Source organism: Anoxybacillus sp. TBDG-1 (assembly GCF_054815885.1).
Window position 1 is genome coordinate 1 of sequence record NZ_JBTZSY010000047.1, and the last position, 17,061, is coordinate 17,061.

19 protein-coding genes and 1 riboswitch are annotated in these 17,061 nt (G+C 42.5%); all 19 genes read right to left on the reverse strand.

Features of this window, described 5'->3' with window-relative positions; all coding sequences use genetic code 11:
- Window positions 1-98: 98 nt before the first annotated feature.
- Window positions 99-260 (reverse strand): hypothetical protein, encoded by a 162-nt coding sequence (locus ACYQY7_RS11835; protein ID WP_461202290.1) that lies wholly within the window; start codon window positions 258-260, stop codon window positions 99-101.
- A 6-nt stretch (window positions 261-266) separates the two neighbouring features.
- Complete coding sequence (locus tag ACYQY7_RS11840) at window positions 267-968, reverse strand: ATPase (protein WP_461202292.1); 702 nt, start codon at window positions 966-968, stop codon at window positions 267-269.
- A complete protein-coding gene (locus ACYQY7_RS11845) occupies window positions 961-1,431 on the reverse strand; it encodes an ECF transporter S component (protein ID WP_461202294.1) in 471 nt (156 codons plus the stop codon). The genes ACYQY7_RS11840 and ACYQY7_RS11845 overlap by 8 nt, the downstream gene beginning before the upstream one ends.
- 2 nt (window positions 1,432-1,433) lie before the next feature.
- The gene (locus tag ACYQY7_RS11850) at window positions 1,434-2,015 is read right to left on the reverse strand and encodes a cob(I)yrinic acid a,c-diamide adenosyltransferase (protein ID WP_461202295.1); all 582 of its coding nucleotides are present in this window, start codon (window positions 2,013-2,015) and stop codon (window positions 1,434-1,436) included.
- 12 nt (window positions 2,016-2,027) lie between these two features.
- The gene (locus ACYQY7_RS11855; RefSeq protein WP_461202297.1) at window positions 2,028-2,456 is read right to left on the reverse strand and encodes a bifunctional adenosylcobinamide kinase/adenosylcobinamide-phosphate guanylyltransferase; all 429 of its coding nucleotides are present in this window, start codon (window positions 2,454-2,456) and stop codon (window positions 2,028-2,030) included.
- Window positions 2,408-3,004, reverse strand: a complete 597-nt coding sequence (locus ACYQY7_RS11860) for a histidine phosphatase family protein (RefSeq protein WP_461202299.1) — start codon at window positions 3,002-3,004, stop codon at window positions 2,408-2,410. Before ACYQY7_RS11860 ends, ACYQY7_RS11855 begins: the two co-directional genes overlap by 49 nt.
- Window positions 2,962-3,711, reverse strand: a complete 750-nt coding sequence (locus ACYQY7_RS11865; RefSeq protein WP_461202301.1) for an adenosylcobinamide-GDP ribazoletransferase — start codon at window positions 3,709-3,711, stop codon at window positions 2,962-2,964. Before ACYQY7_RS11865 ends, ACYQY7_RS11860 begins: the two co-directional genes overlap by 43 nt.
- Window positions 3,690-4,241: a bifunctional adenosylcobinamide kinase/adenosylcobinamide-phosphate guanylyltransferase gene (locus ACYQY7_RS11870; RefSeq protein WP_461202303.1), complete on the reverse strand. Its 552-nt coding sequence runs from the start codon at window positions 4,239-4,241 to the stop codon at window positions 3,690-3,692. Before ACYQY7_RS11870 ends, ACYQY7_RS11865 begins: the two co-directional genes overlap by 22 nt.
- Window positions 4,238-5,293, reverse strand: coding sequence for a threonine-phosphate decarboxylase CobD (gene cobD, locus ACYQY7_RS11875; protein ID WP_461202305.1), 1,056 nt, complete (start codon window positions 5,291-5,293; stop codon window positions 4,238-4,240). The genes ACYQY7_RS11870 and cobD overlap by 4 nt, the downstream gene beginning before the upstream one ends.
- Window positions 5,268-6,200: an adenosylcobinamide-phosphate synthase CbiB gene (gene cbiB / locus ACYQY7_RS11880; RefSeq protein ID WP_461202307.1), complete on the reverse strand. Its 933-nt coding sequence runs from the start codon at window positions 6,198-6,200 to the stop codon at window positions 5,268-5,270. Before cbiB ends, cobD begins: the two co-directional genes overlap by 26 nt.
- Complete coding sequence (locus tag ACYQY7_RS11885; protein WP_461202309.1) at window positions 6,197-7,648, reverse strand: adenosylcobinamide amidohydrolase; 1,452 nt, start codon at window positions 7,646-7,648, stop codon at window positions 6,197-6,199. Before ACYQY7_RS11885 ends, cbiB begins: the two co-directional genes overlap by 4 nt.
- A gap of 2 nt (window positions 7,649-7,650) precedes the next feature.
- Window positions 7,651-8,691 carry a FecCD family ABC transporter permease gene (locus ACYQY7_RS11890; RefSeq protein ID WP_461202311.1) on the reverse strand — a complete coding sequence of 347 codons (1,041 nt, stop codon included), beginning with the start codon at window positions 8,689-8,691 and terminating at the stop codon, window positions 7,651-7,653.
- A complete protein-coding gene (locus ACYQY7_RS11895) occupies window positions 8,657-9,613 on the reverse strand; it encodes an ABC transporter substrate-binding protein (protein ID WP_461202312.1) in 957 nt (318 codons plus the stop codon). Before ACYQY7_RS11895 ends, ACYQY7_RS11890 begins: the two co-directional genes overlap by 35 nt.
- A 118-nt stretch (window positions 9,614-9,731) precedes the next feature.
- A riboswitch (cobalamin riboswitch) is annotated at window positions 9,732-9,923 on the reverse strand.
- A 67-nt stretch (window positions 9,924-9,990) separates the two neighbouring features.
- A complete protein-coding gene (locus tag ACYQY7_RS11900) occupies window positions 9,991-11,754 on the reverse strand; it encodes an ATP-binding protein (RefSeq protein WP_461202314.1) in 1,764 nt (587 codons plus the stop codon).
- Complete coding sequence (locus ACYQY7_RS11905; protein ID WP_461202316.1) at window positions 11,751-12,467, reverse strand: response regulator transcription factor; 717 nt, start codon at window positions 12,465-12,467, stop codon at window positions 11,751-11,753. Before ACYQY7_RS11905 ends, ACYQY7_RS11900 begins: the two co-directional genes overlap by 4 nt.
- A gap of 88 nt (window positions 12,468-12,555) precedes the next feature.
- Window positions 12,556-13,731, reverse strand: coding sequence for a c-type cytochrome biogenesis protein CcsB (ccsB, locus tag ACYQY7_RS11910; protein ID WP_461202318.1), 1,176 nt, complete (start codon window positions 13,729-13,731; stop codon window positions 12,556-12,558).
- 12 nt (window positions 13,732-13,743) lie between these two features.
- Window positions 13,744-15,360: a cytochrome c biogenesis protein ResB gene (gene resB, locus ACYQY7_RS11915; RefSeq protein ID WP_461202320.1), complete on the reverse strand. Its 1,617-nt coding sequence runs from the start codon at window positions 15,358-15,360 to the stop codon at window positions 13,744-13,746.
- Between the two features lie 12 nt (window positions 15,361-15,372).
- Entirely contained in the window at window positions 15,373-15,894 is a 522-nt protein-coding gene (gene resA / locus ACYQY7_RS11920) for a thiol-disulfide oxidoreductase ResA (RefSeq protein ID WP_461202322.1), read from the reverse strand.
- 93 nt (window positions 15,895-15,987) lie between these two features.
- Window positions 15,988-16,725, reverse strand: coding sequence for a 23S rRNA pseudouridine(2605) synthase RluB (gene rluB, locus ACYQY7_RS11925; RefSeq protein ID WP_461202324.1), 738 nt, complete (start codon window positions 16,723-16,725; stop codon window positions 15,988-15,990).
- Window positions 16,726-17,061 lie beyond the last annotated feature (336 nt).

Genomic DNA, 17,061 nt, shown 5'->3' on the forward strand with positions numbered 1-17,061 from the left:
TTGTATATAGAGTTTTACAATTTTTTATAAAAACATTTTAACAGCACTTCACCCCCTTTCGTATTGTTTTTCATTATATAGCACATGTCTCTCTTTTTCTAGTTGTTTAAGCCAACAAGAAACAATAAATGAATGCATGCTGCCATGCCAACAACAACAAGCACCCGTTTCATCATATCTTCCATCGTTTGTTCCCTCCCGTTCGCCGATGACCATATATGTTGTATGCGAAAAAATGAACAGTTAGAACGATAGAACATGACATTTTACAATTCATTTACAATCGGATAAAAAAGTGTTTGCGCCAGTGATTGCAATAACGGCTCTTGCTTTCGATGATAACTCACAAGCACACATGTCGCTGGACCAGCAGAGGCATGTAGCGGAAGGGGGCAATGAATCGGTATATCCCCATGCACAAGCTTCCACTCATGCCATATTCCTTTTGAACCGATCGGGATCATTTCATACACCCCATCTACCTGCAACAACATGCGAAATAAAGAAAGCGGAATGATGCGGTCCTTTTTATGTATAACCGCTTCGCCAACGAGCGGCTCACCAATGACAGCCCAGCATGCATCTGTTGGTGTAATACTTACCCTCTTATTCGCTTTGCGCACCATTCCGACAGCAACAAATCCAACAGCAGATTGCATAAGCGTCATATTCGACTCGCTACTCCCCGTTACAGGAAGCGATAACTGTAACTCTATCATCGTTTGTTGGACGCCTGTGACAAGTGCCTCCCATGAACGATCATCGACAAAGTTTTGTAGTATAAAAGCATTGGGCGTTGCCCCAATGCTTAGGAGTTCCATGAGCGCAACGCGAGCCCCGTAGTAACCGACAACGTCATATGGTACATGAACAACATCATGTTGCTTTAATCCAATCCCACCCGAACAATCGGTTGCAAAGACAAGCTCATGTTGTTCATCGAGCGGCACACATAATACATCACGCATGCCGCTCCCCCCTCACACGTTGTAGCGCTTTCGAAACAACAATAGCAATCGCCAAATTGACCGCCGTTGCTAATGCAAGAGATGGAACGATAGACAAAACAAATGCTGGACTAATAATCCACACAAACGGCAGCGGCGCGATAAATGCGTTGCCTACAAAAAAACATATATAACTGCGAATAAGCCATCCTTTTTTTATGAGTAAGCCGACAACATACAAAAGCGCAGCCATCTCAAACGCTACAAGCAGATGAAATGGTCCGAGCGGAAATCCACCAAACAGCGCAGATACGCTATGACCAATGCCTGCCACAACCGCAGCGGCTGTCGGACCGAGTAAAAAAGCTGCAACAACCGCTGGCGCGCTATCTAGCGCAATACTACCAATTGTAAATGGAATTTTTATAAGCGAACCGATGACCGATAAACTAATAAACATAACAAGCAACGTCAAGCGACGCATTATTATTCCCCTTCCTTTTCATTTTTGTCACGAAACACGATCGCGCTTCGTTTGTATTCTACGTCTTTCACTTGCAGGCGAGCGTTGACAACGCGCGCAACCGCAAATAAATAGTCTGATAAACGGTTAATATATTGCAAAACGACTTTGTTCATTTGTTCTTGTTTCATCAATGCCACGACACAACGTTCCGCCCTCCGCGTTACCGTACGTGCCATATGTAACGCAGCTGCTTGCGGCGACCCTCCTGGCAAAATAAACCGTTCTATCGGTGGCGCTTGTTGAATATATGCATCAATCCGTTCCTCTAAAAACGCCACCATATCTTCTTTCACTTTGTACGGCATTTTTTCACCAACGATCGCTAAGTCGCCTCCACAATCAAAAAGTTCATGTTGAATGCGTTGTAATTCTTGGTAAATATCGCGAAACTTTTCATCTTGCAATAACGTCATCGCCCAACCGATTACTGAATTTGCTTCATCAATTGTTCCGTACGCTTCCACACGCACATGGTTTTTATCAACTCGTCCACCGACTAAACTCGTTTGCCCTTGATCTCCTGTTTTCGTGTACAATTTCATAGTCAATCACTCCTATTTTATTTGTTCATGCATACCACACCATACGTAATCCACACGGTTACATATGCGCGCGAGCTGTTGATACGTCCAGCCTACCGCATCCCGCCATGCTCGTTCATGCGCATCAATGGGCACAATCCCTTGACTAATATCACAACCAATCCAAACGACCGTCCGCCCCCCCTCTTTTTCCCATCTTTCCCATGCATACATATACGACTTGATTGCTTCTTTTTCACGTGTTGTATAAGGAACGAAATGTTCGCGAATCCATTGCTCAATTCCTTCAAGCACAACAATGGTTGCATGCTCATAATCGTTTGGAAATGAAAACGGCTGTTCGTACGCACAATGCCAAACGTGTGGCGTATGCATTAATGAATAATATGCGTTTACCCATTGTCGCTTTCCTTGAAACGCACCGCCGCTAACGAAATGCATCGCTTTCTCTCCCTCCACCGTTTTCTCGTATTATAGAGCGTCACTCCTTCACCAAAAGGAACGTGCCATTCCCAAAACGGACGGACGTCTGGTGCGTATTGCGATAACACATAACGAATCACTCCGCCATGCGTCACAACAACAACATGCGACACCGACCGACGAACAATATCGGCAATCGCCCGTTCTACTCGTGCTTCAAAGTCAGTAAACTTCTCTCCATTTGGAGGCGCATAGCGAAACGGATCACCGAGCCAATGGCGATACGCTTCAACCGTTTGCAACTGTTCATACGTTTTTCCTTCAAAATCACCAAAATGGAGTTCACGCCAACGATACGAACATTCAATAACAACGTTTGGAAATAACAGATATGCTGTTTGTCGACAACGAAGCAAATCGCTTGCCATAACGATGTCTGCTTTAAGCTGATGCAACACATTCGGCTGCTTTACAATAGGCACATTCGTCCAACCAATATATTGCTTCGCTTCATTTTCTTTCGTTACAAAATGACGAATGTATGTAATAGCCAAATGATGAGCCATAAAAAGGTTTCACTCCCTTCAATAAACGCACCAAGCACGTCGCCTGTGATCCCCCCAAATTGCTTCATCGCAAACGCACGCGCAGCAACATAAAACAATATAAGTGCAACAAACAACACGAACGTTTCACGCGATAATAAAGCAATAAACCCGTATACAACAAGAAATGGTACATACCGATGATCGATATGCTTCCGAAATGCTGCCGCCATTCCGATTTGTTTCGCAAGCGGTGTTGTCAATAAAAGCAATGTCATGCCAAATCGGGAAAGTAGCGGAATATAAAAAAGAGAAAACAATGACATATGTGCGACCGTTTCAAATATGAAAACGAAGCGAAAGCCAAGCAAAAATAAAATGGATAACACCGCAAACGCCCCAACGCGCGAGTCGCTCATAATGTCAAGGCGACGTTGTAGGTCACGATATGAAAAATACGCATCACTACAATCCATCCACCCATCTGCATGCAGTCCCCCTGAAAGAAAAATAGAAGAAAATAATAATGAAAATGATAAGAAGAGCAAAGAAACGTGATCAAACAATAACTGATGTTGAGCAACAAGAAACGTTCCAATAATGGCACCGACGAACGGAAATGAAAGGACAGCTCCGCGCGCTGTTCGTTCATTCCAGTCCACTTGCATACGAATGGGGATCACAGTTAAAAACTGTATTGCTAAGATCACTCCACGCCACATGGCCATCTTCCTTTCTTTACAATCGGCAAACCGTAACGCATCAAAATGGCTACATCACTAAATGCAACAATGTGTTGATGCAATAAACCGAGTCCACGCATATATGCATACGTTCCTTGCTCATGAGGTACACCATCATAAAATATTTCGTTACTTACAACTATACACGCTTTCGCTTGATCGCCTAATTTTTTGATTTGTTGCACGATGCGTGGTACTTTCTCCTCTATGTGCCACCGATCATCACGAAACAGCTCATTAGCCCACAAATTTGTTAAACAATCGAGCAATACGATATGACGGTTTGAAAAAATAGGAATGATCTGATCGAGATCATACGGCTGTTCCCACGTTTGCCAACGATCATATTTTCGCTGTTCTTGATGGTGAATGATGCGCGCTTCCATTTCTTCATCCGTCCGCATTGATGTGGCAATATAATGAAGCGAATCACCCGCTTCCGCTATCTCTTTCGCGCATTGTTCCGCCAATGAAGATTTTCCGCTACGTACACCACCGCTAATAAATATGATCATGTCTTCCACCTTCTTAAACAAGAAAGAAGGCAATCATTTTCTTCTTTCGTTCGAATCGCAAAACGAACATATTTTCCGTCCAGTCCTTGAAAATTGAACGTATGGCGAGCGACGATACCTTGTTGCAACAAAAAAGGAAAAAGTGTCATCTTTTCATCATGCAACATATAAAAATTGACAACAGACGGTGAATAGCGATAACCCATCTCAGTAAGCTGTGAAAATATTCGTTTTCGTTCTGATGCGATATATGTTTTTGTTCGTGCGACAAATGCCTCATCGTTCAATAATTGTTTTCCTATTTGTTGAGCAATCGTATTAACGCTCCATGGCGGTTGTTTTTCTGTTAACTTTTTTACAACATGTTCATGCGCGAGCACATAACCGAGTCGTACACCTGCTAAACGATACATTTTCGTTAATGATCGCAATACAATTAAACGATCAAACGTACACAAAAATGGGGAAACAGAATAACCATCAAGCCAAAAATCGTAAAACGCTTCATCAACAATGATATATACCCCTCCATCATTTGCCGCTTTCAACAAAGCATACATCGTTTCTTTTGACCATACCGTGCCTGTCGGATTGTTCGGATGGCAAACGAATAGAGCGTGTAAAGACGGCAAACGCTCGATCACTTGATCAATTGGTGGGTGCCACTGTTCGTCTAACATAAACGAATGAACCGTACAACCGTAAGCTTCACATGCACGACGATATTCTGTAAACGTCGGCTCGATAATGCCGATATGTTTTCCTGTAAATTGTCCAGCAAGCAAATAAATGCACTCAGCCGCACCATTTCCAACAAAGACGTTTGACGGCATGACATGTTCTCGTTCAGCAATGATCGTGCGAAGCGCTTCACTTCGCTCTTCTGGATACTCACTCATGCAACGAAACCATTGCTGTTCATTTAGCATATATTCGTCTGGGAGCGAAAGCGGATTTACATTTACACTAAAATCTATATATTCGTTTGGCGTATTTATTTGCATCGCTTCATATAAACGATGCGGATTAGCTCCATGTGCAGGCAAGCGCAAGCAAACTCCCTCCTATCGTAAAAGCAACGGTCGTGCGTATCATGATTGCCACCGCTCGTTTAATGTGCCGAGAAGAAAGCGGAACAGACGCATCTCCAATCGTTGGTCGGACGGATACGACACCTTTATATGTATTTACTCCCCCAAGTTGAACTCCTAATAAAGCAGCCATCGCCGCTTCGCACCATCCGCTATTTGGACTTGGGTGATTACGCGCATCGCGAAGTAATAATTTCCATGCCCGCTTGTTGGCACGATGGACAAGAAGCATAACAAACGCTGTTAATCTTGCAGGAATGTAATTGAATACGTCATCTAAGCGGGCGGACACCCAGCCGAATTGAGCATAACGTTCGTTTTTATAGCCAAGCATTGAATCGCACGTGTTCACAGCACGATACAACATCGCCAAAGCTCCCCCGCCAAGAAAAGCATAAAAAAGGGGCGCCGTCACTCCATCGCTCGTATTTTCCGCTACCGTTTCCACACATGCACGTACGATCCCATCTTCTTGTAACATCTCTGTATCACGTCCGACAATCATTCCCACGTTTTTTCGCGCTTCATCAATATCCCCTCTTTCTAACGGATCAAGGACATCGTACGCTGCGTTCGCTAAACTGGTTGGCGCAATCGAAGTAAAAATGATCACTGCTTCAATGAATATGCCGAATATAAATGAAAGTCGATAGGCGCTAGCAATCAGTCCGTAACTTATGATCAGCGTCACCGTACAAACGACAAAAAGCGTGAATATTCCTTTTCCTTTTCTCCATCTTCCTTTGTTCAAACGACGATCCATGAACGCAATCATTTGCCCAATCCAACAAACAGGATGGAACCGACGAGGATCAGCAAATATGCGATCGAGCAAAAGCGCAAGCCACACCGCCCATATGTGCGTCATCGACTTTCACCCTTTCGCTTTCGGTAGCGATCAATTGCTGTTTGCGTCGCTTCATATACAAGACGAGCGATTTGTTTGCCGATCGATGTAATCGTTCCAGCGTATTCATAATACGTTCCTTGTTGAGACGCAGCGATGACCGTCGAATCTGTCGATGTTCCTGTCGCAATTGTTTGGGTTTGGGGATCGATGACTTGTTTATCGTGCAGCGCCTTTGCTTTCGCTTCTGTTGCGGTCATTAACGCTTGCACAAACGCAGCTTCTGATAAGTGTGCATCAATAAAAATAAACGTATTAATCGTGCCCGGAGAAGCGACTATATCTGTACGACGCCACGCCTGTGCACTATTAACAGCATTTCCAACCCCTGCCGTTACGGCAACGAAAAGGCGAACATCTTCATGAACAGACGCAAACGCGACATCATTTACACAAACAGCGGTCATCATCCCAACGGTCCACTGCTCATCAAAACCTTGTTTTCGCAAAAATTGAATCATCTCTTGTTCGGCATCGTCACAACGGTAGTCAAGTGAAACATGACGATTCACAAAAGTCGTTGCCCAACGCATCCCCCCACCAACAAGCGCAGATGAAAGCACTTTAAATGGCTTTACCGTTTCAATGACGACCATCGTTTCATGTTGCTTGACGTGCCATAGCACATCGTCAATCGGTAGTTCTAAAAATGGAACGAACGTTACAAGCGGTTTCGGTAATACAGGATGTTCATGTCGTTTCATACATGTATCAAACACGCGCTCAATCATGGACTCGTTCAATAACTCTCTCGGTGTACCGCACGCAACTATTTTTCCATCTCGCAAAAAAAGAAGACGATCGCAATACAGCGATGCGACGTTTATATCATGAAAAATAGCAATGATCGTCAGTTTCGACTGTTTTAATAAATTTAACAACTTCAGCTGTTGCGCCACATCCATATGGTTTGTCGGTTCATCTAAGAGCAATACGCGCGGTTGTTGTGCTAGCGCTCGAGCAAGTGCAGCACGCTGGCGTTCTCCACCACTTAACTGCTCTAATAAAACATGTTGTTTATGCGCTAATGTCACACAATGAAGTGCTTCATTAACGACTTGATCGTCTTCCTCCGTCCATTTAGGGAAAAGGGTAGATTGATAAGGATAGCGTCCAAGCTCAACCATTTCTTTTACTGTATATCCAAACGAAACGTCTATATGTTGTGGCAACGTAGCAATGAGTTTAGCATATTGTTTCGGTTTATACGTTTCAATATGTTGTCCGCAAACAACAATATTTCCTTGTTGTAACGACAGTTCTCGACTTAACAGTTTCATTAACGTTGTTTTTCCGCTTCCGTTCGGTCCTAAAATACCGAAAAACTCCCCTTCATGAACAGTAAATGAAATATGGTGTAATACTTGCTTTTCTCCGTATTGATACGAAACGTTCTTCACATCAATCATGTTTATCCCGTCTTCCGTTTTAAACTTTTAAATAACAACATCGCAAATAACGGTGCTCCGATCAACGATGTAATGACTCCGATCGGCAATTCCCGTGGTGCAACAATCGTTCGCGCCACGACATCTGCTAATACTAAAAACGCGCCACCATATAAAAAAGAAAGTGGCAACAATTTTCGATGATTCGCCCCACAAATCAAACGAGTCATATGCGGAATGACCAGTCCGACAAAGCCGATCGTTCCTGATACAGCTACCGCTGCTCCTGTAAGTAGTGAGGCGCTAAGTAAAATGAATAGCTTTTTTTGTAATACATGTACACCAATGTTTGTAGCTGCTCGCTCTCCAAATGAAAAGGCGTTTAACTCGCGAATATGTGCAAATAAACCGAGAGAACCGATGATAAAAAACGGAACAAATAAAGACACGTACGACCAGCCACGCATCGCCACGCTCCCCATGAGCCAGCTAATAACTTGACGCAACTCTTCGCCGCTAAAAGCGACCATAAGTGAAATGAGCGAACCGAAAAACGCATTCATGATAATGCCGATTAAAACAATCGTTTCCATTCCCATATTGCGTTCAGCAAGCCGAGCAAATAGTAAAACAAACAATAATGTCAAGAGCGCAAATATAATGCTAACGATCGGGAGCGTAAAACGTCCGAGAATCGAAAACTGAAGCTGAAAGAAAAAGACAAGTACTGCGCCAACGGCTGCCCCAGACGACACCCCGATCGTATACGGATCGGCAAGAACGTTTTTCAAAAGCCCTTGAAACGCTACCCCTGCAAGTGCTAAAGATGCCCCGATCAGAAAGGCGAGTATTACTCTCGGTAAACGAATCGCAACAATAATTTGCGAAACGGTGGCAGGAACATTTGTCGGCGTATGAAACAACTGATGTAATAGCGTCTCCCATATAGAAGAAAAGGGAATCGATTGTGATCCAATCGATATCCCTAATAATAATGCAACGATCGCAATGATTGAGGCAGTAATGTAATTATTTAAAAATGTCTGGATAAACGACTTTGGCAATTTCTTCGACCCCTTCAGCTAAACGTGGTCCCGGACGAGAAACTAAATCGGAATTGACATCGTATACTCGTTTATTTTTAATTGCAGGAACTTCTTTCCACGCTGGGCGAGCGAGCACTTGCTCGACAGCGTTCGGTGTGTAATAACCGTACGTCGTAATAATGACGTCTGGGTTTAATGCCACCGCATCTTCTTCAGTAAACATCGGCCATCCTTCTTGATCGCCTGATGCATTTTTTGCATGAATGATCGTTAACATTTCATCCATAAATGTTCCTTTTCCAGCTGTATAAATTTCAGGTGCAGGAGAAACTTCGACCCAAACTGTCGCTTCCTCTTTTACTTCCTTTGCTTTTTCAGCAATCGCATCAATTTTTTGTTTCATTTTCTGCACAACATCCGCTGCTTCTTTTGCTTTCCCTGTCGCCTTCCCTATCAGTTCAATCGACGCATATACATCATTGAACGATGTGGCGTTTGGCACTATAATAACTGTAATGCCCGCATCTTTTAATTGCTTTAATCCTTCCTCAGAATTGTGAGCGCTTGATGCATGGGCAAGCACAACGTCTGGTTGAAGCGAAATAATTTTTTCTACATTAAATTCCATTCCACCTATTTTTTCTTTGTTTTTCACATCTTCTGGATAGTTATCAAAATCGCTGACACCGACAATGTTGTCGCCAAGTCCTAACGCGTACGCAATTTCTGTATTGCTCGGAATGAGCGAAACGATTTTTGTCGGTTCTTTTTCAATTGTAACATCGCCAACCGCATCTTTTATCGTAACCGGAAATGCAGTCTCCTCTGTTTTCGCCTCTTGCTTCGTTTCTTTCGCTTGCTCCGCGTTATTGCTACACGCTGCTAATCCGAGCGTCAATACGAGCGCCAAAAGCCACACATACTGTTTCCATTTCTTCATCGTTTTTCCCCCTTTTATGTATATCAAAATAAAAAACTCATCCCAAATGGAATGAGCTAGAAACAACAAAAGATAATAAACCCTCTTGTCGTTTCGCTGTCTCACTCCCCGAAGACGCGAATGACGATACAAAAAGGCAGGTCTACTGACTTATGCTTCATCCTACTTTGAAGCCTTCCCATACGAATCGTACAGTGGCACGTTTCATTTCGTCAGCATTTACAGTTGCGGGGACAGTTCTGGACTTGCACCAGATTCCCTATTAAGTCTACTAGGTTGCCCATTCGACACCTTTTTGCAACGGACGTATGTAATTGTCGAACAATTTTTACGTTTCTATCATAGCGAAAAATATCGTTAATGGCAACAAATTTTTTCTATTTTAATGGCAATGTGAATGTAAACGTCGTTCCTTCTCCTAGTTTACTATGAACATGGATCGTTCCTTTATGTGCTTCAACGATGTTTTTCGCAATCGCAAGGCCTAAGCCCGTGCCTGAGCGACCGCGCGTGCGTGCTTTATCCGCTTTATAAAAACGCTCAAATACAAAAGGTAAATCTTCTTCTGGAATACCTGTACCAGAATCTTGTACAGAAATGCGTACTACTTCTTCATTCGTATCGACAATGACACGTACTTCCCCACCGTCGTCTGTATGTCGAAGAGCGTTATCAATTAAATTCGTCATCACTTGTTCAATACGATCAGGATCAAACGAAATAATGAGTTCGTTGCTCATGTCAACAAGCAAATGGACCCCTTTTTCTTTCGCTAGCGCTTGAAATTTATGAATGATACGGTCAATATACGGTCGGAGGGACACTTGCTCGCAATGAAGCGTTAAATGACCAGCTTCCATGCGCGCTAAATCAAGCAAATCGTTCACAAGGCGACCCATACGCAACGATTCGTCATAAATGACTTTTGCCAATTCTTTTTTCTCTTCATCTGTCGCCGCAATATCATCGACAATCGCTTCGCTATACCCTTGCAACATCGCAATCGGCGTGCGCAACTCATGCGAGACGTTTGCGATAAAATCTTTGCGCAATTTATCAAGCCGTCGTTCCTCCGTCATATCGCGAAGCACCGCAACAGCTCCCCGAATGACCTTGCCGTTGTATAACGGCGTCATAACAATGACCCAATTGCGACCTTGTAAAGCTATTTCTGCTGCTTGTTCTTTCTCTTCTGCTACAGCTTTTGTAAACAATTCATTCACTTCGGGAGGAAGTGGCGATAAATCGTCACGTTGTCCTTGCTCATAGTACCATGCTTGTAAAAATCTATCGGCAGGCGGATTTGTAATAAGCACTTCGCCATTTCGATTGAGCGTGATGACACCATCCGCCATGCTGCTTAAAATGCTGGCTAATTGCTCTTTTTCTTGGTTTAGCGCATTAATATGAAATTGCAGTTGCCGACCCATTTGGTTAAATGCCATCGCCAGTTCTCCGATTTCGTCATGGGTGACGATCGGCACTTTAGAGTCAAATTTTCCGCGTGCGATTTCAAATGCAACTTGCCTCATTTTGCGAAGTGGCGCTGTAATACGTGTAGACAAGAAAAAAGCAAACACCGTCGTTAGTACAATTGCAATAAATGCCGCAAGAAAAATAAATTTTGTCGTTTGCTTTGTCGTTTCTTCCACTGCTTTTAACGATTGATATACGAAAACAGCACCGTTTCCATTAGAGGTATGAAGCGGGACACCGACAATAAATAGCTCGTTATATTCATTACTTCGCATTGTTTGATTTGGGACAAGCGTCCGTTTCACCACTTTTTCCCCATCAAAAACACGCGATAACTGTTTATCTTGCTGAATAAATGAAAGTGGTAAATCGGCAAGTTTTCCATTTGGTGAGTACCAATAATGACGGTCATCGATAATAATCATAAGCTTCGATACGTCATCAACCATCGTCCATGCAATGGAGCGTGCAAATTGTTCATCATGCTCCGCCACAACACGAGCCACTTTCACGGCTTGTTGAGTTAATTGATTTCCTGTTTTCTCTAAATCATATTTTTCGAAAAAGCCGAGCAACAAAACGGTTAAAATAAAAAGGACGAAAGCAACGAGCAACAAAATGGTCAGCCATAGTTTGCCGACGACACTACGCCATAATGCCATCATTCATTCACGACCTCAAATTTATACCCGACACCCCAAACGGTGACGATCATTTTCGCTGCAGCTGGCGACACTTTATTTAGCTTTTCGCGCAATCGTTTGACGTGTGTATCGACTGTGCGCAAGTCGCCAAAAAACTCGTAATGCCATACTTCTTTTAACAACTGTTCACGATCAAACACTTTATCTGGCGATTTCGCTAAAAAGTGAAGCAACTCGTACTCTTTCGGAGTTAAGCTTACTTCATGTCCATCCGCTGTGACACGATGCGCATCATGATCAATTGTTAAATGTGGGAAAACAAGCACATCACGCGCAGTCGTATCCGTCGGTACATATGGAGAGTTAGCTGTGCGACGAAGCAATGCTTTAACACGGAGCACGACTTCACGCGGGCTGAACGGTTTCACAATATAATCGTCCGTTCCTGCTTCAAATCCTTGCACGCGGTTTGCTTCTTCTCCTTTTGCTGTCAACATAATGACTGGCGTTACTTTTTTCTCACGTAATTGTTTACATACTTCGATGCCATCTTTTCCTGGTAACATGAGATCAAGCAAAATTAAATCATAATCATTTTCAAGCGCTAACGCTAGCGCATCTTCGCCGTTTTCCGCCTCGTCAATAACATACTGTTCACGTTCTAAATACATGCGAAGCAAGCGGCGAATTCGTTCTTCATCATCAACAACTAAAATTTTAATTTCTTTCTCCATGATGTCATACCTCCTCCTTTTCTATTGTACAAAACCGGTAAACTTTTTTCTACTTCTCATAAAAAAACGCCTTCATTACGAAGACGCTTTAAGATCCAGCATATGAGTGTAAACCGGCAATAACTAAGTTCACTGCTACTAAGTTAAACATAATGATCGCAAAGCCGATCACCGCAAGCCATGCGGAACGTTCACCATGCCATCCTTTCGATAAACGTAAATGCAAAAACGCGGCATAAAACAACCATGTAATAAGCGCCCATACTTCTTTCGGGTCCCAGCCCCAAAAACGTGTCCATGCAATTTGCGCCCAAATCATCGCAAAAATAAGAGCACCGAGCGTAAATACTGGAAATCCAATAGCTACAGAACGATATCCGATCTCATCAACTAAGTCTAAATTAACGTTTTTCACAAGAGGCTGTAACGCGGCTGCGATCCGCTTCCGTAAAACGAGGCGAAGCAAACCGTATAGCGTAAGACCAGCAAATAAAGACCAAATTACCGTATTTAATTTGCGCGCGTTAATGATCGCTGGCATGTCAACAAACGGTGTCATGCGCCCTTCCGTTTTTAACACACCTTCATGCGGACCGACGAGTGCCGGCATATGATATACCATCTCGTCTTGCTTGCCGTTTTTATCGATCCACTCAAATGTCGCTTCATAACCAGCAATACGGAATGATGTTGTCACGATCACAAAACCAAGCGTACTAATTAAGAAAAATAAAACAAACTCGAGCCAAAATGTTCGTTTACTCGGTTTCGATTGATCGACGACGCGAATTAAATAAATAAGTCCCGCTACAAAACTAATTGCTAAAATCGCTTCCCCAGCGGCCGCTGTCGTCACATGAATATGCAACCAATCGCTTTGTAAAGCTGGAATGAGCGGAGAAATTTCACGCGGAAACATGCTTGCATAAGCAATCACTAAAATAGCAATCGGTAAAGTAAATAAGCCGAGCAAGCTCGTTTTGTAAATAAAATAAATGACGATAAACGCTCCGACAAGCATCATGCCAAAAAATGTTGTAAACTCAAACAAATTGCTGACAGGCGCATGCCCTGCGGCAATCCATCGTGTAATAAAATAACCGAGTTGTGCAATAAATCCGATGATCGTCACAACGATTCCAATCGTCGCCCAACGATCTACCCCATCTTTCTTTTTGACGCGAATTGCACCGCCAAAGAAAAGTGTCGCAATTAAATAAAGAACAAATGCCACGTATAGTAACGTGCTACTTAACTGAACCACGATGTTCCCCCCTTATGACCGCTTGTCCGCTTGATCGATTGGCATGACAAACGGTGTATCTTTAAATATGCCTTCAAGCTCTTTTTTCAATCCAAACCAGTTTTTATTCGTATGTGCGGCAATGAGCACTTCTTCATTGATCCGTCGAATCCATATGCGACGATGGTTCCAATACATCCCTTGAATTAAACCGATCATAAAAATCGCGCCGCCAACCCCTAAAATCCAAAGTGTAAAATCACGACGTACCGTTAATGCGGATACATTTCTTGTTTCAATACTAGCAAACGCCATCTTATACTTATTATCCCCAAGCGGTTCAATCGTTTGACGAATAGCGGTGAAACTCACTTCCCCTTTTGGACGGTCTGGGGCTAACATTTTAAATACGAACGCTGGATTGTTTGGCACTTTCGAGCGCGTATTTGGGCTTCCGTTTTCATCAAAATAAAAATCTGGAAAATAGCTCAATAGCTGCACTTTATAACCGTTACCGAGATCATACTCTTTTTCCGGTTGAATTAAATCAATGGTAATCGTACCAAATGATTTGTTCGTTTGTTTATCCGTCAAATGAAATGACATGCTTTTTAATTCATGCAACTTAAAATCAACCTGATATAATGCGTAATGATCATGTTTTAACGGTTCATTGACACGAATGGAAAAACTTTTAATTTTCTTTAATTTCGGTTCTTCCCCTGCAACAACTGAACCGACACGTTCGTACAATACAACGTCTGTTTGATAGTTTTTCGCCATCATTCCGCTACCGACACGGTCAATCGCTGGTTGAAACGCTTCTTTCTCTTTTTCTTTCTCATATACTTCAAAAATAAACTTTTTATTTTCTAAAAAATATTTCCCGTTCGTTCCTGGGATTTCTTTTATTTCACCTTCGCGAATCCACATGCTTTCATCCACATACATTCCCGGAACAAATCGAAGCATCGCACCAATTAAAAAAATGATGAGCCCAATATGATTCACATACGGTCCCCAACGTGAAAAACGCCCTTTTTCTGCTAAAATGTTTCCGTTTTCTTCGCGAACGCGATAGCCGCGCTTTGTTAACTTGTTCACTACGTTTAATAAGTTCTCTTCATCATCCGTTACTTTCGTGCGGCTAAATAGACGTTGCCTTTGTAAAAATTGTTCGTTGCGCGTCACCAGCTGATTGTTTAACGCACGATATAGCGGTACAACACGGTCTAAACTACAAATGACAAGCGATACGCCAATGAGTGCAATAAGCAACATGTACCACCAAGAGCTATACAAGTCATGAAAGCCGAGCATATAATACCATTTCCCGAGCCAACCGTACTGTTGTTCATAATATTCAGCCGGCGATACAGTTGGTGGAATGTACATTTGTTGCGGATAAATCGTACCAATAGCCGAAGCGATTAATGTAATGACAATGAGCCAAACACCTACTTTGACAGATGAAAAAAAGTTCCAAATTTTATCAACAATCGTTTTGTTGTACGTTTGTGAACGTCGCGCGCTCCCTTCATAGCGCATGTCTAATAACGCTGGCACCTCTTCAAGCGGTTTGCCGCATGCTTCACAAAGTACCGTTCCAATCGGATTGACATGCCCACATTCACATTTTACTTGTTCCATATTAAAAACCCCTTACGGCTTAATTCGTTCCATGTATTTTTTCACATCTTCTTCTGTCATTGTTCCTGTAACGATGTCGACAATTTTCCCGTCTTTATCAATTAAAAATGTCGTTGGCAGCGGACTAATATTATATGCATTCACCACTTGATCTTGTTGATCAATGACAACAGGAAACGTGAGCTGGAACCGATCAACGAACGTTTGTACTGTCACTTTCGCTTCTCCAACGTTCACAGCGATCACTTCTACTCCTTCATTTTTATATAGATTGTATTGGTTATTGATGTATGGCATTTCTTTTTCACACGGCTTACACCACGTTCCCCAAAAGTTTAAAAAGACACCTTTCCCACGATAATCGGATAGTTGAACTTTGTTGCCATTTAAATCGGCAAGTATAAAATCTGGTGCCGACTCGCCAACTTGAATTGCTTTTTTCTCAACAAATACGTTCGAATAAATCGTATAGCCAATAGCCGCAAGCATGATGGCTAAAATGACCGTCCGAAGCCAAAATCGCTTTTCTTTCATCGCCGACTCTCCTATAAACCGTTTTCATCAATCCCATTATACAAGTTACCACTATATAAATAATGAAAATTATTTGAACAAACTGTGACAAAATTATGATAAATACAGTGAACCAGCTAACGCCAGAGCGCGTAATTGCTTCACCTCATGTGGCGACAGCTCGCGGTAGTCTCCAGGATTGAGCCCCTTTAAATCTAAAAAAGCGTAACGTTCTCGTTTTAGCTTTAACACAGGGTGTCCGATCGCTTCAAACATGCGGCGCACTTGGCGATTGCGCCCTTCATGAATGCGAAGCTCAACAATCGCCGTCTGTTTTCGTTTATCAATTGATAATACTTTTGCTTTCGCTGGCGCTGTTACGCCGTCTTGCAACATGACACCTTTTTCCAGCTGTTTTATTTTTTCACGCACTGGAATACCTTTTACTTTTGCGATGTACACTTTTTCAATTTCATAACGCGGATGCATTAATACATTCGCAAACTCCCCATCGTTTGTTAACAACAGCAGTCCTGACGTATCGTAATCTAACCGTCCAATCGGATAAATGCGTTTGTTTACATGTTTAAAAAAGTCAGTCACTACTTTTCTTCCTTTTTCATCTTTCACGCTCGAAATGACGCCACGCGGTTTGTACAACAAATAATATACAGGCTCTTCGCGTTCAAGCGGAATGCCATCTACTTCAATGCGATCTTGTGGGCTTACTTTCACCCCAAGTTCGGTCACCACTTTTCCATTCACTTTTACTTTTCCTTCAATAATTAATTGCTCTGCCTTTCTTCGCGATGCCACGCCTGCATGAGCAATTACTTTTTGTAATCGTTCCATTTCATTCACCTCACTATATAGTTTTACCACATTCGGTACAGGAGTTCAAAAATAAGAAAGGAGAAAATCGCACAGAACACGACTTTCTCCTAACAACGCTGCTTGTATGAAGGAAAAGAAACAATAACAAACGAAATAAGCAGTAACCAAACGATTTTCACTTGAAAAAACATATACAAGATGAATAATAAAACAAGACCAATCAAATAGAAAACAATGACCCTCCTTCTCATCGAACCCACTATTTTATTTACAAACATGTAATGTAGCCATGAAATAAACGGGTCTTCACCATTTTCTGTGATTTCCACTCAATCCCAGAAACATGTTAGCTGG